This window comes from Spirosoma panaciterrae DSM 21099 (assembly GCF_000374025.1).
GTDB lineage: Bacteria > Bacteroidota > Bacteroidia > Cytophagales > Spirosomataceae > Spirosoma > Spirosoma panaciterrae.
The window spans coordinates 155,692-180,872 of record NZ_KB893243.1 but is presented as its reverse complement, the minus strand read 5'-3'; the positions used below and the strand labels follow the sequence as shown (position 1 = coordinate 180,872).

Annotated in this window: 20 protein-coding genes; 8 read left to right on the top strand and 12 right to left on the bottom strand. The window is 51.0% G+C overall.

What is annotated here, in order from left to right; all coding sequences use genetic code 11:
- Nucleotides 1-8: 8 nt before the first annotated feature.
- From B153_RS0132980 to B153_RS0132965, 4 genes are all read right to left on the bottom strand, one after another.
- On the bottom strand, nucleotides 9-1,361 hold the full coding sequence (locus B153_RS0132980) for a RagB/SusD family nutrient uptake outer membrane protein (RefSeq protein ID WP_020601032.1): 1,353 nt from the start codon (nucleotides 1,359-1,361) through the stop codon (nucleotides 9-11).
- Between the two features lie 169 nt (nucleotides 1,362-1,530).
- Nucleotides 1,531-4,572 (bottom strand): SusC/RagA family TonB-linked outer membrane protein, encoded by a 3,042-nt coding sequence (locus tag B153_RS0132975; protein ID WP_020601031.1) that lies wholly within the window; start codon nucleotides 4,570-4,572, stop codon nucleotides 1,531-1,533.
- A 218-nt stretch (nucleotides 4,573-4,790) separates the two neighbouring features.
- On the bottom strand, nucleotides 4,791-5,234 hold the full coding sequence (locus B153_RS0132970) for a DUF4395 domain-containing protein (protein ID WP_020601030.1): 444 nt from the start codon (nucleotides 5,232-5,234) through the stop codon (nucleotides 4,791-4,793).
- A gap of 27 nt (nucleotides 5,235-5,261) precedes the next feature.
- Nucleotides 5,262-5,522 (bottom strand): ACT domain-containing protein, encoded by a 261-nt coding sequence (locus B153_RS0132965; protein ID WP_020601029.1) that lies wholly within the window; start codon nucleotides 5,520-5,522, stop codon nucleotides 5,262-5,264.
- Nucleotides 5,523-5,926: 404 nt separating this feature from the next.
- Between B153_RS0132965 and B153_RS0132960 the strand changes: the two genes are divergently transcribed.
- The 3 genes from B153_RS0132960 (at nucleotide 5,927) to B153_RS0132950 (ending at nucleotide 8,158) form a co-directional block, all read left to right on the top strand.
- Nucleotides 5,927-6,370 carry an RrF2 family transcriptional regulator gene (locus B153_RS0132960; protein WP_020601028.1) on the top strand — a complete coding sequence of 148 codons (444 nt, stop codon included), beginning with the start codon at nucleotides 5,927-5,929 and terminating at the stop codon, nucleotides 6,368-6,370.
- Between the two features lie 66 nt (nucleotides 6,371-6,436).
- Complete coding sequence (locus B153_RS0132955) at nucleotides 6,437-7,309, top strand: LytTR family DNA-binding domain-containing protein (protein ID WP_020601027.1); 873 nt, start codon at nucleotides 6,437-6,439, stop codon at nucleotides 7,307-7,309.
- Between the two features lie 123 nt (nucleotides 7,310-7,432).
- Entirely contained in the window at nucleotides 7,433-8,158 is a 726-nt protein-coding gene (locus B153_RS0132950) for a hypothetical protein (protein WP_020601026.1), read from the top strand.
- Nucleotides 8,159-8,187: 29 nt separating this feature from the next.
- Here the strand turns inward: B153_RS0132950 and B153_RS0132945 are convergent, their stop codons facing one another.
- The 3 genes from B153_RS0132945 to B153_RS0132935 all read right to left on the bottom strand — a co-directional run bounded on the left by B153_RS0132945 (nucleotide 8,188) and on the right by B153_RS0132935 (nucleotide 12,183).
- Entirely contained in the window at nucleotides 8,188-10,161 is a 1,974-nt protein-coding gene (locus tag B153_RS0132945; protein WP_020601025.1) for a sensor histidine kinase, read from the bottom strand.
- A gap of 100 nt (nucleotides 10,162-10,261) precedes the next feature.
- The gene (locus B153_RS0132940) at nucleotides 10,262-11,698 is read right to left on the bottom strand and encodes a Gfo/Idh/MocA family protein (RefSeq protein WP_020601024.1); all 1,437 of its coding nucleotides are present in this window, start codon (nucleotides 11,696-11,698) and stop codon (nucleotides 10,262-10,264) included.
- 188 nt (nucleotides 11,699-11,886) lie between these two features.
- Complete coding sequence (locus B153_RS0132935; protein ID WP_020601023.1) at nucleotides 11,887-12,183, bottom strand: SCP2 sterol-binding domain-containing protein; 297 nt, start codon at nucleotides 12,181-12,183, stop codon at nucleotides 11,887-11,889.
- Between the two features lie 147 nt (nucleotides 12,184-12,330).
- On the opposite strand from B153_RS0132935, the gene B153_RS0132930 reads away from it, so the two are divergent.
- The 3 genes from B153_RS0132930 (at nucleotide 12,331) to B153_RS0132920 (ending at nucleotide 14,274) form a co-directional block, all read left to right on the top strand.
- A complete protein-coding gene (locus tag B153_RS0132930) occupies nucleotides 12,331-12,777 on the top strand; it encodes a hypothetical protein (protein ID WP_020601022.1) in 447 nt (148 codons plus the stop codon).
- Between the two features lie 25 nt (nucleotides 12,778-12,802).
- A complete protein-coding gene (locus B153_RS0132925; RefSeq protein WP_020601021.1) occupies nucleotides 12,803-13,693 on the top strand; it encodes a phosphoenolpyruvate carboxykinase (ATP) in 891 nt (296 codons plus the stop codon).
- A gap of 125 nt (nucleotides 13,694-13,818) precedes the next feature.
- Nucleotides 13,819-14,274, top strand: coding sequence for a DUF2147 domain-containing protein (locus B153_RS0132920; protein ID WP_020601020.1), 456 nt, complete (start codon nucleotides 13,819-13,821; stop codon nucleotides 14,272-14,274).
- A 2-nt stretch (nucleotides 14,275-14,276) separates the two neighbouring features.
- Here B153_RS0132920 and B153_RS0132915 read toward each other — a convergent pair whose 3' ends face one another.
- The 5 genes from B153_RS0132915 to B153_RS0132895 all read right to left on the bottom strand — a co-directional run bounded on the left by B153_RS0132915 (nucleotide 14,277) and on the right by B153_RS0132895 (nucleotide 20,433).
- The gene (locus tag B153_RS0132915) at nucleotides 14,277-15,518 is read right to left on the bottom strand and encodes an alkaline phosphatase family protein (RefSeq protein WP_020601019.1); all 1,242 of its coding nucleotides are present in this window, start codon (nucleotides 15,516-15,518) and stop codon (nucleotides 14,277-14,279) included.
- 136 nt (nucleotides 15,519-15,654) lie between these two features.
- The gene (locus B153_RS0132910) at nucleotides 15,655-16,437 is read right to left on the bottom strand and encodes an SDR family NAD(P)-dependent oxidoreductase (protein ID WP_020601018.1); all 783 of its coding nucleotides are present in this window, start codon (nucleotides 16,435-16,437) and stop codon (nucleotides 15,655-15,657) included.
- 262 nt (nucleotides 16,438-16,699) lie between these two features.
- The gene (uxuA, locus tag B153_RS0132905) at nucleotides 16,700-17,893 is read right to left on the bottom strand and encodes a mannonate dehydratase (protein ID WP_020601017.1); all 1,194 of its coding nucleotides are present in this window, start codon (nucleotides 17,891-17,893) and stop codon (nucleotides 16,700-16,702) included.
- A 184-nt stretch (nucleotides 17,894-18,077) separates the two neighbouring features.
- Entirely contained in the window at nucleotides 18,078-19,355 is a 1,278-nt protein-coding gene (locus B153_RS0132900; RefSeq protein ID WP_020601016.1) for a mandelate racemase/muconate lactonizing enzyme family protein, read from the bottom strand.
- Nucleotides 19,356-19,488: 133 nt separating this feature from the next.
- Nucleotides 19,489-20,433: an RraA family protein gene (locus B153_RS0132895; protein ID WP_020601015.1), complete on the bottom strand. Its 945-nt coding sequence runs from the start codon at nucleotides 20,431-20,433 to the stop codon at nucleotides 19,489-19,491.
- Between the two features lie 170 nt (nucleotides 20,434-20,603).
- Between B153_RS0132895 and B153_RS0132890 the strand changes: the two genes are divergently transcribed.
- Together B153_RS0132890 and B153_RS0132885 are read left to right on the top strand one after the other, a co-directional pair.
- Complete coding sequence (locus tag B153_RS0132890; protein WP_020601014.1) at nucleotides 20,604-23,114, top strand: glutaminase family protein; 2,511 nt, start codon at nucleotides 20,604-20,606, stop codon at nucleotides 23,112-23,114.
- A gap of 6 nt (nucleotides 23,115-23,120) precedes the next feature.
- Nucleotides 23,121-25,082, top strand: coding sequence for a glycoside hydrolase family 2 protein (locus B153_RS0132885; RefSeq protein ID WP_245564984.1), 1,962 nt, complete (start codon nucleotides 23,121-23,123; stop codon nucleotides 25,080-25,082).
- Nucleotides 25,083-25,181 lie beyond the last annotated feature (99 nt).

Here is a 25,181-nt window from a genome sequence, read left to right as displayed (position 1 = left end):
AGGAATATTCAGTAGCCTGGATTTTGGATAAGCACTTTATCGGTCTGTAATTGCTGAACCGGAATGGGCAATATGTACCGATTGACATCCGTCAGGTTGAAAACGGCACCAGCCCGGCCTGTACGGACCACATCGAACCAGCGGTGAGGCTCCAGCGCAAACTCTACCCGCCGTTCGTTTTCAATTGCCAGCAATACTGCATCTTTCGTCGAGGTTGTTGTGGCGGTGAGTGCCGTTAGCCCCGCCCGGTCGCGAACGGCGTTCAGGTCGGTCAGCGCATCGGCCAGTTTGTCCTGTTGTGCGCGAGCTTCGGCCCGAATCAGGTAGGCTTCGGCAATACGGAATATGTATGACGGATCGGAGCCGGGGTTGCGGTAATAAAGGTTGCCATACCAGCGGTTCTGGTTGTCCTTCGCCACCAGTACCGAACGATTTCCGCCAATGGCCGGATCGTTCAGCAGCGCAACCAGAGCATCGTTGGGCGCCCATTGTCGGGTACCGCCGTTGGTTTGCGGTTGCCATTGTCCCCGGTGGCTGTTCACTTCGGTGGTACCGTTGTAAAAAATCTCGAATACGGATTCGGCCGTTCCCCGCGCATCATTCTGGAAGAAAGCGCCGTAAGGTTTCAGTAGTTTGTAGTTAGTGGCATCACTAATGAGTCGGCTGGCATAGTCTTCGGCTTTGGCGTAGTCTTTCTGGTATAGATAGAAGCGGGATTTCAGCGCAAAAACGGTTTTCTGGGTGACCCGATAACGGTCGACCGTGGTTGGCAACAGCGGCTCGGCCGTTTCCAAATCCTTCAGCACTTGTGCGTAGGTTTCAGCCTGGGTGCTCCGCTGAATGCCCGAGTTATCGGTCGGTTTGCTGGTTGGGCTGGTAATGATCGGCACCCCGCCAAATGTACGGGCCAGATCGAAGTAGGCCAGCGCCCGGAGGGTATAGGCTTCGCCCAGGTACTGGTTTTTCAGAGCCGTAGTCAGGGCCGGGTCGGTCACGGTTGGGACTTTGGCAATGATGTTATTGGCCCGATTGATGGTCCGGAAAATAGCGATCCAGACGCCCGAAATGGTTGAGTTGTCAGCGTTTACTTTCTTATTGATAAACTCCTGCACCTGCGATTGCGAGCCCGTCCACTGGATGTTATCGCCCGACAGATAGCCAATCGACTGAAAACTGGTACCGTAATAGTCGCCACTCGCCAGGGCACTATACACCCCACGAAGGGCCGTTAGTGCTGAATTCTGGTCCGTAATCGTTTCCGTATCGGAGATCGACTCCAGCGGTTTTACGTCTAGAAAATCCTTGCAACTACTGACCGTAAACAGCAGAAGCAGAAAAAAGAGAGCGTTGATTGATTTCATCGGTTTATGTATGTTTGGTCGTACCACCTCACCCCCGGCCCCTCTCCTGAAATCAGGAGAGGGGAGACTTTTGGAAGAGGCTAGATTCTTTTCAGGAAAGTGGTCAGTCGCAGAGACTATTTCCTCTCTTTTAAGGGGGTTGGAGATGGTCGCTGCCGTTAAGAGAATGTTACAACGTCAAACTAATACCCCCCTGAATACCAACGGGCTGGGGAGGAGTGCCGAGGTCGATACCCTGTGCATTCTGGTCGCTGCTGGAGCTGGATTCGGGGTCAAGGCCGGTGTACTTGGTGAGCAGCCACAGATTGGTTCCAACGGCATACAAGCGAACGTTCTGGATACCCAATCGGCGGGTCAGTTCTTTCGGAACGGTATAGCCTACTGTCAATGACTTCAGTCGCAGAAACGAGCCATCTTCCAGCCAGCGGCTTCCACCATCACGATAGTTATTGACATTGATGCCATCGGGACGGGGCACGTCGGTCACATCGCCCGGTTTCTGCCAGCGAGCCAGATTCGATTTGAAAATGATGCGGGCATCATCACGGGCTCCACCACCTTCACCGAAGAATCGGTTATGGTTATAAATCTTGTTGCCGTACTGGTACGAGAAGAACAGGTTTACATCGAAGCCCTTATACGAGAAGCTGTTGGTCAGGCCCCCGAAGAATTTCGGCCAGATGCTGCCCACCAGTTGACGGTCATCGACGGTGATTTTGCCGTCTTTGTTTACGTCGTCATACACGACGTTGCCCGTTTGCGGATCGACGTAAAGCTGTTTGTACACCCAGAACGAATACAGCGGAAAGCCCTGTTGCTGGAGAATTAAGTCGCGGCTTCCGTATTTGAGCGGGGTTGCCAGTTTTTCGATCCGGTTTACGTTCTGCGCTACGTTGAAACTGGTGGTCCAGGTCAGCCCACTCCGCCGGAGATTAACCGTGTTGATTCCCAATTCAAAGCCTTTGTTGCTGATTTCGGCGGCATTGCTCCAGTAGTTACTGAACCCAGTGGTACCCGCCAGTGCGATCTGAAACAGGCCGTTTGTGGTGTATTTATCGTACACGTTCAATTCCAAACCAATCCGGTCAGCAAACAACGATACATCTAGTCCGGCGCTGATTTGGCGGGTTCGCTCCCATTGCAGATCGGGGTTACCCAGTTGCTGGGGCGAAATACCCGGACTACCCTGATAGCCCGTACCGCCCGTCCAGAGGCCCTGGGCGGCAAAATTGCCGATGCCGTTCTGGTTACCCGTTACCCCCCAACTGGCCCGTAGTTTTAAATCGCTGATGGCTGTAACGTTCTGTAAGAAGGCTTCCTGCTTCGCTCGCCAGGCCACGCCCACCGACGGGAAATAGCCCCACTTACGCGATGAGCCGAAACGCGACGACCCATCGGCCCGCAGGCTGGCATCGATCAGATAACGCCCGGCGAAGTTGTAATCGGCTTTGGCAAAGAACGAAGCCAGCGTACTCTTGCTCCAGTTTTGCGAACTAGCTGTAGTCGCTGCCGATGAAATCTGAGTGAAGTTATCATTTGGGAAACCGCGCCCTTCAGCATACGTCCGGGTCAGGTTATCGCTCTGTAACGTATTCCCGATCAACACACCGAATGAATGGTTTGAACCAAGCTTTTTGCGGTACGTGAGCGTTTGCTCGTTGAGCCAGGTGGTGTACTGGCTGATGCTTGAGGTGGCATAGCCATTGGGGCTACCCGAAATCAGCTTGGAATTCCAGTATTCCGACTCGTTGTAGTTGTTGTAATCGATACCGAAACTGGTCCGAAATTTCAGGCCGGGCAGCAGTTGAGCATCGGCATACAGATTACCGATATACCGCAGGCTGGTTGTATGGACATTGTAATTATTGATCAGCAAGGTTAGGTTGTCGAAGCCAGCCCGGCCTACCAGTACGCCCTGATCATTGGTGGGCGACAGGTACGTCGGTGTGTGTAAAGCTGCCTGTAACAAGCCCCCCGCAGGGCCATCACCCGCCCGGCCCTGATTCCGATAGGTACGGGTGAATGTATTGCTTACCCCCACCTGTATTTTGTCGTTTACCTGCTGATCGAGATTGACCTTCAAACTGGCCCGGTTGAAATTGATGGGTCGAATGATGGCTTCCTGCGTGTTGTAGCCACCTGCAATGTAGTATTTGGTCGTTTGCGTACCGCCCGATAGCGAGATGTCGTAATTACGAAGTTGCGCCGTTCGGAACAGTTCACCCAGCCGATCGTAAGTTTTTTGGTCTTCGGGTAAGCCACGGCCCCCTTCCGAAACCGGACGGAACGGGCGGTTCGCAACCGTTCGATTGAGCGACGGCGTATCTTTACCCGTATTCACCCACCATTCATTTACTAAGGTAGCATGCTCAGGGCCAGTCGTCAATTCCCAGAGTTTGGCAGCTTTTGCGGCACCTGCCGACGCATCGATTTTCAACGTCGACCGCTGGCCGAAAGCACCCCGCTTGGTTGAGATCAGCACTACGCCATTGGCACCGCGTGAGCCGTACAAAGCAGTCGCTTCGGCATCTTTCAGCACCTCAATACTTTCAATATCGGAGGGGTTTATATCGGCAATAGGCGACGTCGCTTTCCCACCCGTACCAATCGTTTGCAGGCTATTGCTGTTGATAAATACCCCATCGACCACATAGAGCGGATCGTTACTGGCGTTGATTGAGGTGGCTCCACGCACCCGGATGTTAACCCGTTCGCCCGGCACACCCGTAGCGCTTGAAATCTGCACGCCCGGTACTTTGCCCTGCAACTGGGCGTCTACACTACCCACGGGAATGACTTTGGTATCGGTCGGGTCAATCTTGGCAATGGAACCAATCAGATTTTTCCGTTCCGACGTGCCATATCCGACTACAATAACTTCGCTAAGCTGGCGCGAATCGGCTGATAACTCAACCTTTAAAGAGCCGGTTCCACTGACTTTAATTTCGATGGTTTTGTACCCAATGGCCGACAGAATGAGCTGATCGCCAGGTTTAGCCGATAAACTGAACTGACCGTTCGCATCGGAAACCGTTCCCTTCGACTGACCTTTCAGCACAATATTGACACCAGGAAGCAATTCGCCGTTGTCGGCCCGGACCGTGCCGGAAACTGTCGCTGTTGAGGAGTTAGCGGATCTGTCGGTAGATTGAGCAGTCAGATCCAGCGAAACGAGTAAAAAAATTACCCATACTGCATAGAGTTTTTGCATTACTTTGTAATGGTTACGTGAGAAACAGGGTAGACCACCCGGCGTCGCAAGCGCCTGATGGACTAAAAACTATCTTGTTGTGACCTGCCGAAACGGTTGCCGCCGTTTCGGTTTTTTATGACCTACCAGTACCAGTTGCCGCCAATAGAGGAAGGTGAATAAATAGCCTTTACAGTGAACCCATCGGGGTCAAAGTAAAGGCCGAACTCTACATTGTTTTAGTCATTTATCTTAGAGAACAGCCGTATGTAATACGTGTACACGTAACAGCCAGCGCAAAAGCCAACGATCGATTCCAGCGCGGCAAAAACGATCAGCACACCGACAGGAATCAGAGCTGAGATGCCCGCCAGATGTAATACGGAAATAAGAATGGCAAAGCCAAATCCAATGCGAGCCGCAAACTGCTTGGGAGCCTGATCGGTACCTTTATAAGGCAAATGCAGGGCATTCACCACGCCGTTGGCTATAGCTCCTAATGGGCTATATTTTCCCAAATCGGTGCTCCGAAGGCCAAAATCGGCAAACAGCAAAAGGGGTAAAACCGACCAATTGGTGAGCCAATATCCAATAGCAATAAGCAGGACAAGGCCTGCTACCAGACGAACTTTCGTCTCATTGACCTGAACCCCACTTGTAGGGCATATAATCTGGTTACTCATGGTTTTAGTTGTTTTCGGTACGCTTCGTCAATCAGCCTGTTGTATACTGACTAATCCCTGAATAGCAGATAACTGACGGTAAATGCTAGCTAATCGATTATCATCCTGTACCCAGACCGTAAGCTGACCATCGACCCGGACGCCATTGACCACAAACGATAGCCCTGTAATCCGACACTGGTCATCCTGCGGAACGGCATTGGCTACGTCGTCTACGAAATTCAGTCGGTCGAACCCGGTAATCTGGTAGACCAGTTGGCGGTTTCCTATTGTTGTAGCTGAAATCATAACGAAAGCGAATTAGTCGTTGAATATGGTTGCTTGTTGATGAAGTGGATTCTTAAAAATATTTAATCTATGTATTTAATATAGATTTAAAGTAAATCCTTACTTTTGTCTGTAGATGAGGGTATCAAACGTATGTGGAGATCAGTTATTCAGTAAACGCAGGGATCTTTACCACGAAACGACTAGGCAAATTACCCGCCTTGCGCATCCCATCAGCGGGCATTTTAGTCGATCTTGTAGCAACATCGGGGCTGGTAGACGTCCATTGTAAATTGAATTTTTGGTCAATAACGGCGTAAAGGTAAGTGGGAGATTTTTTATTTTCCAAATTACTATACAAAATTTATCGGATAAATATATTATCCTAAAACCCTATCGGAATCACACACTAAACAAAATGCTATATGATCTCTAAAAGAGCAAAATACGCCATCAAAGCCATGAAGGTGTTGACCCAGGCGTATGGCAGCGGCCCAGTATTGATCGCCCGTATTGCCGAGCAGGAACACATTCCCCAGAAGTTTCTGGAAGGTATCCTGCTGGAATTACGGAATCACGGCTTGCTGCAAAGCCAGAAAGGTAAAGGTGGTGGTTACATGCTGCGGGTAGAGCCGGATCGCATTACCCTGGCCCAACTCGTCCGCATCATTGACGGTCCGATTGCCCCAACGCCTTGTGTGTCGCTTCACTTTTATACTCGCTGTGATGACTGCGACAGTGAAGAAACGTGTAAAATCCGGCCCATCATGCTGCGTGTCCGCGACGCCAATCTGGCCGTATACGAAAAAACAACCCTGCAGATGCTGGTGGATGGCATTAAGGAGCCGGGGACACTAGTTACGGCTTAGCTATGAGGGCCAGGTTTTCGCTACATTTGTAGTAACCAGCTTTCCTCTAGCAAACGCTTAATTAGTATGGCCCCGCTTACCCGTCGACAACACCTCTACCTCCGCCTGGCACTGGTACCGATAGCTGCGCTGGTGGCTTCGCATGTGGTGTTTAGCCAGCTATTTCCGGGGCAACCGGGGTATCAGTTTCCCTGGCCTTATTTCCTGACAGTAGCCACCGTAATGGCCTCCTGCTGGGAGGTGAATCTGGCAGTTTATGACTGGCTCGATGCCCGCCTATCGTTTGGCCAGCAACCAACCCGGCGTTTGGCGGCTCAGTTCGTTCTGGGCGGAGTCGCTACGTTATTGACCTTTGCCGTTGTATTCCCGCTCGCCCAACGGCTCTACACAAACCACTGGCCAGCGCTGCCAACGGTATTGAAAGGAATAACGGTCTGCATTACCCTGGCGTCGCTGCTGAATGGCGGATATGTGGGGGTATATATTCTGCGGGCTTTCCTGGTTGAGCGGGAAGCGAAAGTGCTATCGGTTCCAGAAAGCAACTCAGAAAATAACCTGCTGGCTGCGGCAATCCCCCAACTGATCACCGTAGCTATACATACGGGTAAACTGAGGTTGCCCATTGATCAGATCGCTTATTTTTATTCGACAGGTGGCCTGATTTTACTGGTTAAAACGGACGGGCAGCAGGTGTCTACATCCTATTCTTCCTTTACCCAATTAGCCCCGCTGCTCGATTCCCATTGCTTTTTCCAGCTTAATCGCCAGTTTGTAGTAACCCAAAACGCGGTTCGGGCCGTTCAGGACGATACCAACCGCAAGCTGGCGGTGCACCTTAGCCCTGCCCTGCACAAACAGCAAACGCATGAACAGGTGGTAGTTAGCCGGTATCGAAGTCCTGACTTTAAAAAATGGCTTGAGGCTATTCCTGTCCAGTGACCATTCATCTCCTGTTTGGGTACCATTCATCATCAGAGCGATTTTTCGGTAGCTTTTCTGACTGACGGCTGCATTTTCTTTGTCGTCGCAAGTGCTGTTACTTGCTCCAATCGGTCATAAATTATGCAACCTAATCTGTCTCATCTGTACGACAGCACACCCATCTGGCTAGACGCTTTTTTCGGCGCAACCACCCTATTGACTGTCTACTTTCTCTACAACGTCGTTCGGCCGGTTTCTACACGAGTAGCCAATCGACTAGGAATCACCCTATTGATCTGGCTGGTTGTTTTAGCCGTATTGGCCCACAATCAGATTTTCCTGCACCTCGACGCCCGACCTCCCGGTTTAGTACTGGTTGTTGCCCCACCACTCGTTTTTATAGGAAGCCTTTTCATTACGTCCCGAGGGCGGCTCTGGATCGAAAAATTACCCTTGTCGACCCTGACCTGGCTCCACGTTGTACGGGTTCCCGTTGAGTTAAGTTTATACGGACTCTACCTGTACCACCAGGTGCCGCAGTTGATGACATTTGAAGGAGGTAATTTGGATATTCTGTCTGGTCTGACGGCCCCTGTTGTGGCTTACTTTGCGTTTCAACGCCACCAGTTGGCAAGCCGATGGCTATTCGTCTGGAATGTATTGACGTTGGGCCTCGTGCTGAATATTGTAATTCATGCTATTCTGTCGGCGCCCTTGCCCTTTCAGCAGTTCGGTTTCGACCAGCCTAATGTTGGCGTTCTGAAAGCGCCCTACGTCTGGCTTCCGGGCTTCATCGTTCCCGTCGTCCTGTTCTCACATCTGGTAGCTCTGTATCGGCTGGCAGCGAAAACGGTTCACAAGAGCTGAGGCTGAACAATACGCGCCTACCTGATCGATCATACGTCGACCTCTACGGTAGTCCCCTCGTCGGCAAAAACCCGGAAGGTACCGCCCAACTCCTGAGCGCGGGTCTGCATATTCTGAAGGCCATAGTGCTGGCTCGATATAACGGCATTGTTCCAGGTGAAGCCACAGCCATTATCGTGAATCCGGAGGTTGATGCGCCCTCCCGAACTTACCTGCAACTGGACATTGGCGACCGTTGCCTGAGCATGTTTGACCACATTGTTGAGCGCTTCCTGCACAATTCTGAACAGATTCAGTACCTGCGTCGATGAGAGCCGCTGCGACTGGGCACCCTTCACCTGGACATCTACGTGCAGGCCATCCGGTTCGTGAAAGTAGCGGTTTATGTACTGGTTCAATCGTTCGTCAAACTCCTCGACCGTAAAGCTTTCCTGATGAATGGCCCAGATGGTTTCGCGGAGAAGCTTAACGGCCTCACGCGTGTGCATCACGATGGTGCGTAAGCGCGAAGCCCACTGTTTGCCTTCTTTTGTCGATTGCTTTTCGGCCTGATCGCTGATGTGCGTCAGGTTGGTCACGATAAACGCCAGATGCGCCCCTACGTTATCGTGTAAATCGCGGGCAATTCGTTCTTTTTCGACCAGCAGGCTATTCTTCATCGCCAGTGCCTGCACTTCGGCTTCGTAGGCCCGTTGCTGTTGAGCCGTACTTTCTTTGATAAGCCGTTCGGTATGATCGCGCTCCATTTTGTATCGATAGGCCAGACCAATGGTCAATACCAGCACTTCAAACAAAGCCGCCACAGCATAATACGTAAAATTAGCGACAGGTTCGAAGGTAGGAATCAGGCCAAAGTTGGCGAAGACCTGCCCCAGGTTTAGGGCGTAAAACGGCGAAACGGCAATCAGATACAACCAGGCTTCGCCAACGTGATACCGCCGGATAATCCCCACGACAATATAAGCCCCAATCACAGGCATCGGGAACCAATAAAAAATAGAGAAAATTCGCACCATGATCAGCTCGACGGTGGGCGAAAAGGGTGTGATCAGTTCAAATGTTAAACCAAGCAAGCAGAAAAGGCCACACCACAGCACCACGGTTCCGATGGTATGCCAGCGCCGGGAAGGCGTATTTTTTACGGACAGAAACGTTCGGACGAAGGTTAGCTGCGAATAGAACAGAATGAGCGGGAAGAGAAAATAAATATTCTGCCGGGGCAACCAGAACTGAAGATCGAAGCCAAACTGATTCAGAAAACCGTCGTTGATAACAAAAAAGCCGACCAGCCCAAGCAGACAGAAAATGTATTTTGAATAAATCCGGTCGAGCGTAGTCAGGAAAAAAATAAAGCTCATTACCGCCACAAACGTCAGCGCGAACAACACCCCACCCCAAAACAAGTATCCCTTCTGGACCAGCGATTCATAGGCCGACTCCCGAATCAGGCTAATGGGCACAAGCTGTGTACCGCGCTGTTTATACATTCGGAAATAAGCCGTTACGCGTTCATGGGCGGGTACGGTAAACGGAAACCAATAGTGACGATGATGACGTAGGCGTTGGGTTGCCGGGGTTTTCCAACCAATAATCGGTGAGGCCAACAAGATCCGATTTTGGCTATCGACCAGAAAAAGCTGAAGCGAATCGAACGACCAGAAATCGATTTCGGCCAACCAGGTCTGGGCTGTTGCCGACCCATTCTCCATTCGAAATCGCAACCAGACAGGCCGGGCCGCTTTGATCCCCGTGACATAGCCAAAATTAGGAACGGGCGTGGTAATCGGTCGAAAGGCGGAACTGGCTGCCAGGTCAATGACATTCGAAATAGTTCGGCTAGCCAGTGAGTCCCGAAAATAAGCCAGTTTTCCCCGTAAGGAAACGTCATCCCCCTGCGTAGGCAAACGAATAACCGACTGCTTGCTGAGCGGTTGGGCGATCAGGCGAAAAGTCAGTAAGCAACAGCTTAAGATGAGGAATACCTGTTGACTAAAACGTCGCATTAGTGGTCTGAGCTACCACTAATGTAGGAATTTATTTAAAGAGTTAAAGAGCGAAAGCGTGTTTACGGTCCAGGATGTCACGCTTTCGCTCTCTCACTCTTTATAACGTATACCCTCCGTTGTATTGCCGCCGGACAAACTGGTTGGCGTAATCGAAGTTGGTAATCTTCATGTTGTCGCCATCCCACAGAAGTCGCTTACGCCCTGTAAACTTACCCCCTTCGCGTGCCATGTAGGAACGCGTAGCCAGATTGCCCATCAGAACGGTTTCGGTCAGTGGCCCCGACTGATCGAACGACGACGATGTGTAGGCTCCGTAACCCTGTTTGCAGGCTTTTACCCATTGCTGCTGATGCCCTTCCGTTTTTCCTTCGACCAGTGGCTTTTCGGGAGCGGGTAAAGCCGTGTTGGCAAACTTATCGGCCGGGAGTAGTTTTGGGTCATTACCAAATAAACCACCCGTCAGCATACCTTTGGTACCAATAAACAGCATACCGCCGTTGTTGTCCCGGAATACGTCTTCATACGCTACGCCTTCTGGCAATTGCGGTCGAATACCGCCATCGAACCAGGAGAATTTAATCTCTTTTACTTTCTTATCGTCGGATGGAAAGGTCAGGTGAATGGCCGACGAAGGTGGGCAACTGTCATCAAAAAAGGCTTCTTTGAAGAAATCGGCGTAAACCGAACCGACGCTGCACTCCACGGCGGTGGGGTATTTGAGTTTCAGGGCCCGGAAAGGCACGTCCATAAAGTGGCAGCCCATATCGCCCAGCGCTCCCGTTCCAAAATCCCAGTAGCCGCGCCAGCGAGTAGGCATATAGGCTTCGTGATACTCGCGAAAAGGAGCCGTTCCGAGCCAGAGCGGCCAGTTTACTTCCGGTGGTACCGGCTGCGATTCGCCTTTGTCTTTGGGCGACCGAACGCCCTGTGGCCATACCGGGCGGTCGGTCCAGCAGTAAACTGTATGCACATGGCCAATCAGTTTTTTCTGGATTGCTGTTTCGATAATCCGCGTGGCATCGCCCGAACTACCCTGGTTGCCCATCTGGGTGACCACTTTATACCGTTCGGCAGCCTGGGTCAGCATCCGGGCTTCGTAAATATCGTGCGTCAGCGGTTTTTCAACATACACGTGCTTGCCCAGCTGCATAGCCGCCATAGCAATGGGCGCGTGCATATGATCGGGCGTACTGACAATAACGGCATCAAAACTTTTACCGACTTTGTCGAACATCTGTCGATAATCCTGAAAGTACGGTGCGCTGGGAAACTGAGCCCGGTATTTTTTGGCCTGACGATCATCGACATCGCATAGGGCGACCATGTTATCGGAGCCATTGTTATACGCCAGCCGGATATTGACATCGGCCTTGCCTCCACAACCTACAGCCGCAATAGCCAGTTTATCGGACGGAGCAATAATGCGCGCACCTTTGGCCGACTTTCCGCCCAGTACATGACGCGGAAGCAGCAGAAAACTGGCCGCAGCCAGCGTACTATTTTCCAGAAATTGACGACGAGAGGGCTTAGGCATAAATTTAAAGAGCGAAAGAGTGAATTGTGAAAGAGCGAAACTTGACGGCTAAGACCAAGTATGTTCTCCATTCAAACTAGTAAGCCCGAAACGCTTAGCTACTACTTATTCAACTGGCCCCTTAGTTTTGCTCTTTCGCTCTTTCACTCTTTCACTCTTTCACTCTTTCACTCTTTCACTCTTTATAGTTAGCCCATTATCTGGCCCATTTTCATGGCGATGCCCATGTCGCCCTTGATTTTGAGTTTTCCCATCATCACAGCCATCATCGGATTCAGGTCGCCTGTGCTCATTTTCACCAGGTTATCGATGCTCACCTGCAAATCGCAGTCGGCGGGTTTATCGTCGTTCGACACGATGGCTGGCGATTGCGTAGCATCAATGTACACAACCCCTGCATCAGTTACGAGCTTAACGGTAGCGTTGATATTATCGGCATGTGTAACTTTGGTCCGAATTTGTTCGGTCAGTTCTTGCAGAGTCATTGGCTTTGGATTTCGTTGGTATGTAGGAAACTCTGCCGCGAAAATAAGGTTTTGGGAAGTTACATACGAAACTTCCTTTTAACAGGCTGTCAAATACGGAGATAAATCCGTTTCTATTAAACAGGCGGACAGGATGTTCGCGTTACTATGCGCTCTCAATTTTTAACTCTTCTTTGCATTCTTACCTTTCTGAGTTGTACCTGGGGAATCGTGGATGCCGTGGTCTCTTTTTCGCAAACCGAAGCGGTATCAGAAACAACACAGATCGAGCGAAAAAATAAGCCCGACGACACATCGCCCAAGCAATATTATGAGGACCGCTCGTCGGGGAACGTTCCCCTTCCCAATGATGAAGAACAGGTTCGGTCGCTGGCAATCGCTTCCTTTTTTTATTCCCTGATTACCCTGGTTGGGGCTATTTTCATGTTCCGGCTGCGTCGCGTTGGTTTCTGGATTTACGTGACTGGAGTTGTCTGCGGATTTATCTTACCCGTAGCACTGGCCGGCTTCGAAGCCCTGAATATTTCATTTGGCGTCTTTTTCAGCCTGCTTTTTGTCGGGTTGTACTGGATTTCGCTCAAGGAAATGCACTGATTAATTTGCCTTAATCAACCCCATCATGCATTATTTCGCCTTTGGATTAACTCTTCAGACCACCATTAATTTCGACGGTGTTTTGCCATCGTCGACTGGCCCGGCAGATGTCCTAATTACCGAAGGCCCTGTTCCTGAAAAAGCAGGGCAGTTGACTCGGGTCCAGCGACGGGGAGTACGGGCAAAATTTGGCCGGACAGGGGAGGCAATTGTTATCAACTGGGAAGGGATCGGTAAGTTTCGGATCAGCGACGGCAACCAGATTGTGTACCAGAATCTTGGCGCCGATGAAGGAACGCTTCGGCTATTCCTGCTTAGCGAAGTCTTTGGCGTGATTCTGTACCAACGGGGTCTATTCCTGCTGCATGCCAGTGCCGTGGAAGTAAACAGGCAGGCCCTTGTTTTTATGGGCATACCGGGTGCCGGCAAGTCGACAACGGCCACGGCATTTGGGAAAGCCGGACATACCGTATTGTCGGATGATCTGGTAGCGATCCAACTGATCGGCAACAAGGCCTACGTCATTCCTGCCTTCAGTCAGTACAAGGTCTGGAAAAAGGCGCTCAACGGACTTAACATAGCTACTGCCGGACTGGCTCCGTCGTTTGAAGGAATAGAGAAGTTTTTAGTAACCCAACCGCTGGATACATTTCCGAAAGAGCCGGTTCCGCTCCGCCAGATCAACATTCTGTTTCCACCAAACTCCCGTGTCAGTGAAGGGCCGATCAGTGCCATACGCGCCCCTGTCGAGCTACTTCGGCATTTTCCGATACCTGTTCAGTTGTTAACCAAACCCTACTTACCCCAGCATTTCCAGCAAGCGTTGCGCATCGCTCAATCGGCCCCGATTCACTTCATGAAGCGAACCAAGGATTTTCAGGCACTGGAAGCATACGTTGCCGAAACCGGAATTTGATCTCAACCATTAAACCTTACGCATTTAATACGCTCTATATACAGGTCGGCATGATTTTTCGTTTACTACGCTGACAAGTCGTCTGCGAATTAGTTATACATCAAAATCATTGCCTCAACTGTCTTATGAATCTGTTTCGTTTCGCCATTTTCCTGCTTGTAGCCACCCTGACTATCCCTTCTTTCGCCCGTAATGCCGACGATCCTGATGCAGTACTGGGAAAATGGCTTAGCTCGAAAAAGAGGAATCAGGTCCAAATCTATAAACAGGGGAATAAGTATTACGGCAAACTGGTCTGGATGCTGGAGCCCAATGACCCTGCTACCAACAAGCCTAAAATTGACACGGAAAACCCGGACGTTACGCTGCGGAATCGCCCCTTAATAAACATGGTCTTGTTAAAAGATTTGGTTTATAAGGGCAATAATGTGTGGAGCGGAGGAGAAATCTATAACCCGGAAGATGGCAAAACCTACAATTGCGACCTGACACTGAAAGATGCTAATACGCTCGATTTCCATGGCTATGTGATGGGTATCAGTTTACTGGGCAAAACCCGCACCTGGACACGGGTCAAATAACCTTATTCAACAATCCAGCGATTGAGCGAATTATGCTTGCCTTCCAGCACAACCTTGACAAACCCGGCAGGTAATTTAGGCACTTCGATCACAGCCGCTTCGGTACTGGCGGGCACTTCGGCCAGCAGGCTATACTGGTCACGTTTACCTTCTTCAAAGTGATTCGTTGTCGATACCCATACTTTCACCGTTCCCTCTTTATCAACGGCTTTCCAGTTCAGCAGCAGTTTTCCGGCTTCTTTCCGGGCTTTCGGCTCTGCAATGGAGATTTTACCCGTTAAGGGTACACCATCGAGTTCAAATGCCTGCTCTTTCGGAATCGTAACCCCCAAATGGCGGGCCATGGTCGGCATTATATCGACAATAGCGGGTGTAGTGGTTTTAAACTGACTATTCAGATCTCTGGCATTCGTTACCATCCAAGTAGCCCGCTCCCGATCCGACTGCCCTCCGTGATTTTTGCCTGTATCGGCACTACGGCCATGATCGGTGGTGATGAATAGCTGCCAGTCTTCACCAAACGTTTTCTGCCGGTATTGAATGGCTTTCCAAAGGCGACCCATCTGATCGTCCATGATGCCAACCGCTTTGTAAAACGGTTCGCTGTCGCCGTATTTATGGCCCATATCGTCGGTATATTCCAGATATACCCACGTTAGGTCCGGGCTTTCGTCCTGAATATACCGGCAGGCTTCGTCCACTACTTTTTCATCGATCCGGTGGATATAACCCGACTCCTTATCGTGCGGAAAAAGCAGCGTGTCGCGTTCCAGGCCATCGAAAGAATAGTCGATCCGTAGGTTTCCGGTTTGGGGCAGGTCTTCGCCCACCAGTTTGGTCCGGTTATCGAGCCAGGTCGAAAAAACGGCTGTTTTCTTGAAGGGGTACTGCTGTTCGAAAAAGCGAAAAATGGTCCAGTAAGCGTAGTTGGGCGCCTTGATGCTGTTGTCCCATACATTGTGTTTATTGACCCAGGTACCCGTAAGCAGACTGTTATACCCGACGGCCGAAATGGTTGGCGTTTGCGAATAGCTGCTTTTCTGCCCGCCTACGTAAGCCCGCGCATAACCGCCTTCTTTGGCAATGGCTTTCAGGTTGGGGGTCGGTTGCTTTTCAATGACATCAGATGGAATACCATCTACAATCACAAAAAGGGCTTTTTTAGACTTGGTTTGAGCCCAGCTACAGGGTACAACGAGTAGCCAGGCGGCAATACACAGGGAAAATTCGGCAATCCGTTTCATACAATTCAGTACTCCATTTTGACCCAAAATAAATGCAGTCTGGTGAATACTGGACGGTTTGCCCGAAAACTTTACAGCCTGTTAATATGAATCGCTCGTCCGACATGGCATCGCGGACGAGCGACTACTTTTTCATTTAAAATCCAATTGAATTACCACCATCGACGGGAAGCGACACGCCCGTAACATACCGAGCAGCTTCGGAAGCCAGAAAAACAGCCGCCCAGCCAATATCAGACGGTTTTCCGAATGCGCCCATTGGGGTCCTACGCATGGCCCGGGCAAAGCGGTCTGGATCACCACTCATGGCCGTTTTGCTCATAGCCGTTTCGATGAAACCCGGTGCGATGGCGTTGACCCGAACGCCATTGCCCGAAAATTCCGATGCCAGCACTTTTACCATACCCTCTAAACCCGATTTGGAGGCCGCATAGGCAGCCACCCGGTCGATCCCGTAGTAGGCCGCCATCGACGAAATCATGATGATCGAACCGCGTTGACGGGCCATCATCCGTTGCGCACAAGTACGGGTCAGGCTAAAAACGGAGTTTAAATTGGTATGGACAATTCGGTCGAAATCAGCGTCAGAAACTTCCAGCGCCGGTTTTTTCATATTGATACCCGCATTATTCACCAGAATATCAATGGGCCCCAACTCGCTTACAATTTTTTCGACCAGACCTTCCAGCGATTCACGGTCGGTCACGTCGTTAACCTGATAATGGGCCCGTTCGCCCAACGATTGTACGGCTTCTTTCAGCGGTTCCTCCCGGCGACCTGTAATCACCACGCGCCCCCCCGACTCAACCATACACCGGGCAATATCGAACCCAATACCGCTGCCTCCGCCTGTAATGAGTGCTAACTTGCCATCAAGCGAAAAAACAGCCGGATACGTTAAATTTTCGGTTTGTGTCATTTTATAAAAAGTGGTTTAAACACAGAGACGCAGAGAGCACAGAGGTTTTATATACGTATGTTTAGGAAGCTGTTTAAACTTTTCTTGTGAAGATTTTTGTCATGCTGACGAAGGAAGCATCTTACCATATCCTGACTATTATGTCTAGAAGATTTAAGATGCTTCCTTCGTCAGCATGGCAAAATCACTCATTTTGGGCCTATTATTAGGTGTTTAAACAACTTCCAGTGATAAAACCTCTGTGTGCTCTGTGCCTCTGTGTTTAATTAATAGTTTCTAAACTGCGTTCGATACCCATTTCAAGGCCTCTTAACTCCGCCAATCCACGCAAACGCCCAATGGCCGAATAGCCGGGATATGTTTTCTTGTGCAGGTCGTCGAGCATCTGATGGCCATGATCGGGACGCATCGGAATGGCGGTTTCCCCTACGCCTTCTTTGCCCCGTCGTTTCTGTTCCAGCACGATTTCCTTCACAACGGCATACATATCGACATCACCCGCTAAATGGTCGGCTTCGTGAAAATTACGAGGATCGGCTTCGCGCTTGGTCGTACGCAGGTGAATAAAATGGATGCGATTGCCAAACCGTCGAATCATACCCGGCAAATCGTTGTCGGGTCGTATGCCCAACGAGCCGGTACAAAATGTTATACCATTGGCCGTTATATCGCAGGCATTCATGAGTTGTGCCAGATCGGCCTCCGTACTCACTACACGGGGCAGCCCCAGCAAGGGTCTTGGCGGATCGTCGGGATGAATGCACAGATTGACGCCCACTTCCTGTGCCACCGGAGCCACCTGCTGAATGAAATAATACAGATTTTCGCGAAGCGCCTGATCGCCAATCTGGCGGTATTCATCCAGTAAGCCCTGAAAGGTATCCAGCGAAAAGGCCTCTTCGGAACCCGGTAGTCCAAGTAATACCGTATTGGTCAGTTCAGCAACTTGTTCGGCCGTCATTTTCGCCAGCTTCTGCCGGGACGATTCAATGATCTCTGGTTCATAATCCGCTTCCGCACCGGGACGTTTCAGAATATAGAGGTCGAACAGGGCGAAGTCCTCCCAAACGAATCGCAGTGCCCGTGAGCCGTCGGGCATTTCGTAGTCCAGCTTTGTACGGGACCAGTCCAGCACCGGCATAAAGTTATAGCAGACCGTTCGGATACCGCAGGCAGCCAGATTGCGGATAGACTGCTGGTAAGTCTCGATGTAACCCGCGCGGGTAGGGCGCCCTTTTTTGATATCTTCATGCACTGGCAGGCTTTCCACAACCGCCCATTGTAAAGGTGAATACCGACCGTTATCGGCTTCAATCAACTGTTTGCGTTTGGTAATTTCGTCGACGGTCCACAGATCACCTACTGGAATCTGATGCAGGGCCGTCACAACCCCCGAACAACCTGCCTGCCGAATATCCATCAGCGAAACCGGGTCGTTCGGTCCGAACCAACGCATGGTTTGTAACATACTCATTTGATATAGTCAATACAATTTAGGTATCACCGCGAGGACGCTAAGGCGCAAGGATTAAAATGGATTGATAGTCAATCTTTGCGTCTTTGCGTCCTCGCGGTGAAAAACAGTGCTTACGTACTGATAGCTGACGAACGTAGCATTCGTTTAGGCCTCAGTATCAAACTTATACAAAGAACGGAACATCTTTAGGTGCGTATTTTCGCATCCCTTCTTCATTGATTTCGACGCCAATACCGGGTTTTTCGGATAATGGAATAAACCCTTTCTCCACCATTGGCCCGTCGAAGGTAACGATCTCTTTGAACATCGGCTCCTCGTGGAAATAAATCTGCCACTCCAGAATCAGGAAGTTGGGCACCGACGCACATACGTGACTCGACGCCATGGCCCCCAGATACGACGCGACCATGTGTGGGGCAAAGGGTACGTAATACAAATTTGCCAGATTGGCAATCCGCTGGGCTTCGCCCAGTCCACCTGCCTTCTGCAAGTCGGGCATGATGATGTCGACAGCCCCGATTTCGAGCAGCCGACGGAAGCCATGAGCCAAGTAATGGTTTTCGCCTGCACAGATGGGGGTCGTCGTTATTTCCCGGATTTGTCGGTACGCTTCGGGGTTTTCGGCCGGGATGGGCTCTTCCAGAAAGAGCAATTTAAGCGGCTCCATCATCTTGGCCACCCGTCGGCCCGTGGTCATGTCGTAGCGCCCGTGCATATCGACGCAGATATCGATTTTAGGTCCAACGGCTTCACGAACCCCTGCAATCTGGTTGTACATACGTTCCAGTTCGCCGGGGCTGGCTGTCCAGTTGTAGGCGTCATATTTGTTGGGGTCGTTGCGCTCGTCGATGTCGTATTTGACGGCCGTAAAACCCATATCGACCGCCCGTTTGGCACTCTTCCCAAACGATTCCGGGCTGGTATCCGTCTCCCGATACGCTCCCGTATCGCAGTACACCCGGATTTTATCCCGAAACTTTCCGCCAAGCAGTTGATACACGGGCAAGCCAAGCGCCTTTCCGGCCAGATCCCAAAGGGCCGTTTCGACCGCCGACAGTACCGATACATATATACCCGCCTGTGCTCCCTCGAAGAACCCCGACTTTCGAACATCTTCGAAAATACGGTTGACATTCAGCGGGCTTCGGCCTTTAATACGTTGCCCAATCAGTTTGACCAGGTGGTAGGTTCCGACCGATGCATCGACGGCTTCGCCACATCCCCAGATTCCCTGATTGGTGTGCACTTTCACAAACAGACTATGACCACCGCGTGTGTAGCCACATTTTATGTCGGTAATTTTCAGATCCGACGGAGCCGACGAAAGTGGGGTCCGCTCAATGGCGGTTTCCAGCCCTTCGCCAAAGCTGGACAAGGCACTACCGCTAAATACGCTGGCTAGGGCGCTTTTGGTCAGGAAGGAACGTCTTGACGTTTTCATAAGAAATGAGGTCAGAAATGGACAGATATTGTCAAGGGTGGTCAGGGGTAGTCAAGTATGGTCAGGTATGGTCAGGTATGGTCAGGCATGGTCAATTCTTGACCATACTTGACTATTCCTGACTATGCAATTTTTACCAGGTTCGATTTTTGAGAAATTCCTGAATCTGCTCTTTCGGAACAGGGAGTTCATTAATGTGCGAATTCAGCCACTGCGAGAAATCTTTTTCGATCTCATCCGACCAGCGCGTATCGATCTGGCCCGGTGTATACTTCTGCTCGCGCAGCCGCTGATGCCCGAACATATCCCGCAACCGAATGATCTCGGAAGTTTTCACTACTTTTTCGGCCAGATGGGGCGGAATAAAACAAACACCTCCATCACGACCCAATACGATGTCGCCCGGCATGACCATCACTTTACCGATCCGGGTTGGCCGATTGATGCCGACCAAAGTTGTGTTCAGATCGCCTTCCGGGTTGTGGTGTGAGGGGTGATAACTGCGGAAATACGACGTAAAACCACCAATTTCCTTTAATCCGGCGATGTCGCGAACGGCTCCTTCATACACAATACCGTTGCCTGTTTTGGCATAGATGGAATTGCCGAGGTTATCGCCAATGGTTGGGCCATCTTCATGCATATCAAACTGGTCGACCACATATACATCGCCTTTCACGAGCAGGTCAATCGGCCAGGCGTTCTGCGATTTTACCCGACCGTCTTTGGTATGGCCTTTTTCGTCCGTGACCCGATGAACATCAGGACGACCCGGCATGAATGTGGCCGTTACGGCCCGCCCAACCAGCACACTATCGGGGTTGATGGTCTGCCAGCCACCTGCATACTGATACCGGTATTTTTCTCCTTTCAGCACCGCCCAGGCTTCTTCCTGCGTGACAAGTTTCATCCGTTTTAAAATGGCATCTGGTACTTTCGGGCGACCATCCGGGAACCGTTCACCTTTCCAGTCGGGAGTCAGGAAAATTAACTCTTCTTTCGAAATTTGTTGTGCAACCGATTGCACGGCATGGCCTGCCAAAATCAGCATGGTTAGCCAAACGAATACATGCTTCATATAGAATAGGATATAAGGGAGTTTACAGAGGGCTTGTCAACCAGGATGACATTCATTTATTCTCTTCCTTCCAAAGCATATTGAGCGATTATCCTACCCTCGATAAGTAAAGGTAACCGTAGGTCGGGTTTAAGGTATAGTTTACTATATCCGAAAAAACTCCACTGCCAATGCGCAATAAACCAATTCAGTACGCGTCAACACTTCTTTTCTTTCTCTTCATAGCTGGCTGGACTCAGGCCCAGAGCCTGCGCCCACCCGCCTATCCACTCATCACCCACGACCCCTATTTTAGCTTGTGGAGTATGACGGATAAACTAACCGACTCCCCTACCCGCCACTGGACTGGCAAACCCCAATCATTGGAGGGGATTATCCGGATCGATGGCAAACCGTATCAGTTTCTGGGTGCTGTGCCCACCACTTACGAACCCATTCTGGCAACCGGCGAATCGAAACCCTACCAGGCCCGATACACATTGGAAAAGCCCGATAAAGGCTGGGAAAAATCAGATTTTGACGATAGCAAATGGGCAACGGGTACGGGGCCTTTTGGCGATACGCCCGATGCGCATACCAAATGGGTCAATAGCCAGACGATGAAAGAGGGGATCTACGTGCGTCGGGAATTTACCTACGATGGCAAAGCCGATCCATCGAAACTATTGCTGGTGCTGAACCATGATGACGATGTAGTGATCTACCTCAACGGCACTAAAATTCTGGACAAGCCCGACTACGTCAACGAATACATCAACTTACCCTTCCCCGAAGCCGGTCAGAAGGCGCTGAAAACCGGCAAAAACGTGCTGGCGGTGCATTGTGTAAGCCCACGCGGAGGGTCGTTTATCGATGTTGGTATTGTTAACCCTATTACCAACTCATCCATTACCACAGCTACGCAAACCGATGTGACCGTATCGGCGACCCAGACCCGTTATAGCTTTACGGCCGGGCCTGTCAACCTGATGGTAAATTTTCTGTCGCCCCTGCTGCTCGATGAACTGGAGGTAGCGGCCCGACCTGTGAGCTACGTTACGTTCGACGTACAGTCGTCGGATAAGAAGCCGCACTCGGTACAGGTATTTTTCAGTGAAGCAGGCACCATTGCCACCAACACCATCGGTCAGGAGGTAATTACCAAAACCGCTCAGTCGAATGGCCTGACTTATCAGGTAGTCGGTACAGAATCCCAAGCCGTGTTGGGCCGTAAGGGAGATAACGTCCGCATCGATTGGGGGTACGCGTATCTGGCTGCCCCTCAACAAACCGGCAATCAGACCGCATCAGGACTAGCCAGTGCGCTGAAACAGGCATTTTTAGCCAAAGGTCAACTCCCGACTACGGGCGCACGACCAGGTGCGAAAGCTGCCGTCGATATAGCTATGGCTGCCGTTCTGGACTTTAACAATCTAACAGGCTCAGCTACCAAACACCTATTGCTGGGTTATGATGATCTGTATTCGGTGCAATATTTTAAGCAAAACTTACGCCCGTGGTGGCGTCGGGATGGGAAAACGGCAATGGCCGACTTATTGCATTTCGCAGAGAGTGACTATAATCGACTGCATCAGAAATGTACTGCGTTCGATGCTAAACTTCGTGCCGACGCTCAGAAAGCCGGTGGTAAAGAATATGCCGATCTTTGCGTACTTGCCTATCGTCAGTCCATTGCCGCGCATAAAATCGTAGCGGGCCCGAAAGGGGAAGTGCTTTTCTTCTCAAAGGAAAACTTCTCCAATGGCTCCATCGGTACCGTCGATATTACCTATCCCTCGGCTCCGCTTTACCTGCTCTACAACCCGGTCCTGCTGAAAGGCATGATGGAGCCGATCTTCCAATACTCCGAAAGCGGTCGCTGGACCAAGCCATTTGCCGCTCATGACGTAGGTACGTACCCGCTCGCTAACGGACAAACATATGGCGAAGATATGCCCGTTGAAGAATGCGGGAATATGCTGATTTTGATGGGTGCTATTGGTAAAGTCGAGGGCAACGCCAACTACGCCAAGCAACACTGGAAAACGCTGACAACCTGGGTAGATTATCTGAAAAAAGACGGTTTCGACCCCGCCAATCAGCTCTGCACCGACGACTTTGCTGGTCATATTGCCCGCAACGCCAACCTGTCGATCAAAGCGATTCTGGGCATTGCCGCTTATGGGCAACTAGCCGCTCAACTGGGCGACAAAGCAACGGCCGAAAGCTACCTGAAAACGGCCAAAGAGATGGCCGCTAAGTGGCAGCCGCTCGCGCTGGACAAAACCGCGTCGGATAAAACCCACTACGACCTGACGTTCGAAAATCCGGGCGACACCTGGAGCCAGAAGTATAACCTGGTGTGGGATCGGCTTTTGGGCATCAACATCTTCCCGAAAGACATTGCCAAAAAGGAAATTGACTACTACCTCACCAAGCAGCAGCCCTACGGTCTCCCCTTAGACAGTCGCAAGACCTACACCAAATCGGACTGGATCATGTGGACGGCTACCATGGCAACTTCCTCCAAGGATTTCCAGGCCCTGGTACGACCCGTCTGGCGGTATGCCAACGAAACCCCATCGCGGGTTCCCCTTTCCGACTGGCACGAAACCACCAATGCCAAGCAAGTTGGTTTCCAGGCCCGGTCCGTCGTTGGCGGTTACTATATTAAAATGCTCGAAAGCAAACTGGCTAAATAAACGACCATGAACTATCATTCAAGCTATCTACCCTCTCCTGAAATCAAGAGAGGGGGTGAGATAAAGTTACTCGCCCTACTTTCTACCCTCTTTGCCACTCCATTTTCTTTTGCCCAAACGCCAGCCGTCAGTCAGCTTCAGCCTGCGCCGATTATGAGTCGCTGGGAAAAGCAGGTAACGCCCGAAAATGCCTGGCGCGAATACCCCCGTCCACAGTTGGTACGGAAACAGTGGCAAAATCTGAATGGCCTTTGGGACTATGCTATTACGGCCAAAACGGCTCCTAAACCGACGCAGTTCAGTGGTCAGATTCTGGTTCCGTTTGCCGTTGAATCGACTCTGTCGAAAGTCACAAAATCGCTCCTGCCTGACCAGCGGTTGTGGTATCGCCGTACCATCAGCCTGCCCAGTGACTGGAACGGCCAGCGGATAATCCTCCATTTTGGTGCCGTCGACTACGAATGCAATCTGTGGGTCAATGATGGGCTGGTTGGCTCGCACACGGGAGGTTCCGACTCGTTTAGCTTCGACATTACGGATTATTTGAAAGACGGCGCTAACGAACTCGTTCTGGGCGTTACCGACCCAACCTCAACGGGTGAGCAACCGCGTGGCAAACAGCTGCTGAATCCCAACGGCATCTGGTACACACCCGTTTCGGGTATCTGGCAAACAGTCTGGATGGAGCCGGTTCCTAAACAGACTTACATCGAAGAAGTACGGCTCACCCCCGAATTGGATTCCAGCCGTGTCCGGGTAGAGGTATTGCTCGATAAACCTGCCAATAACTTTACGACGGCAATCCGGGTAACGGCATTAGACGGCAATCAAACTGTAGCCTCAACGCTGGTTCGCGCGGGAAGAGCGGCCTATTTGTCGATCAAAAGCCCAAAACTCTGGTCGCCGGATAAGCCATTCCTGTATGATTACCGGGTTGAACTCGTGACCGTTACCGATCCCTTCGGTGATACCCCCCGTAACCGACGCCCACGACAAGACGAAGCCTTACGAACGGCTTACGCGAATGCAACCGTTACAGGGAATCCGCAAGATGTTGTAACGGGCTATTTCGCCATGCGGAAGATTTCAGTAGGTCCAGGCCCCGTTGCAAATCAGCCGGTTTTGCTGTTGAACAACAAGTTTGTTTTCCAGAACGGCCCGCTCGATCAGGGTTGGTGGCCGGGTGGTTTACTAACACCTCCGTCCGACGAGGGCATGACGTTTGAGATCGATTTCCTCAAAAAATCGGGCTTCAACATGCTCCGTAAACACATCAAGGTCGAGCCCGAACGCTACTACTACCTCTGTGATAAGTTGGGGATACTGGTCTGGCAGGATATGCCGTCGGGTTTTCTGGAAGGCCAAAACGAAGCGCCCGGTGATCAGTCGGAACCCATTCGTCGGTCGAAAGGGAAAGAGCAGTTTGAACTGGAACTTCGCCGGATGATGAATCGTCTGCACAATCATCCAAGTATTGTAACCTGGGTAGTGCATAACGAAGGTTGGGGACAATACGACAACAACCGACTATCCGACTGGGTGAAAGCCATCGACCCAAGCCGAACGGTCAATGCCGTCAGTGGCTGGAACGACCGGGGGGCTGGTGAATTCTACGACATTCACACCTATCAGGAAGAACCCAACGCGCCCGCTCCTAAAGCCAACCGGGTTGTTGTCATTGGCGAGTTTGGCGGTATCGGCTGGCCAGTTCAGGGGCATCTCTGGAATCCGAATATGCGCAACTGGGGCTATCAGACCTATCAATCGGCCGATGTCGTGGAGCAGGCGTATCGGAAAAAGTACGCCAAAATCATTGAGTATTATCAGAAACAGGCCTTGTCAGCGGCTGTATATACGCAGACGACGGATGTGGAAGGCGAAGTGAATGGCTTACTTACCTACGATCGGGAAGTTATTAAAATCCCCGTCGAAACGCTCCGCCAAATTCACGCGCCGTTGTTCAAGTGAGTGTGTTTTGGGCATGCTGTCAGTGCGGGCGGGTTCTTCAATCTGACCTCACGGAAAAATGAGTGTATTTCTGTCATGCTGACGAAGGAAACATCTTCG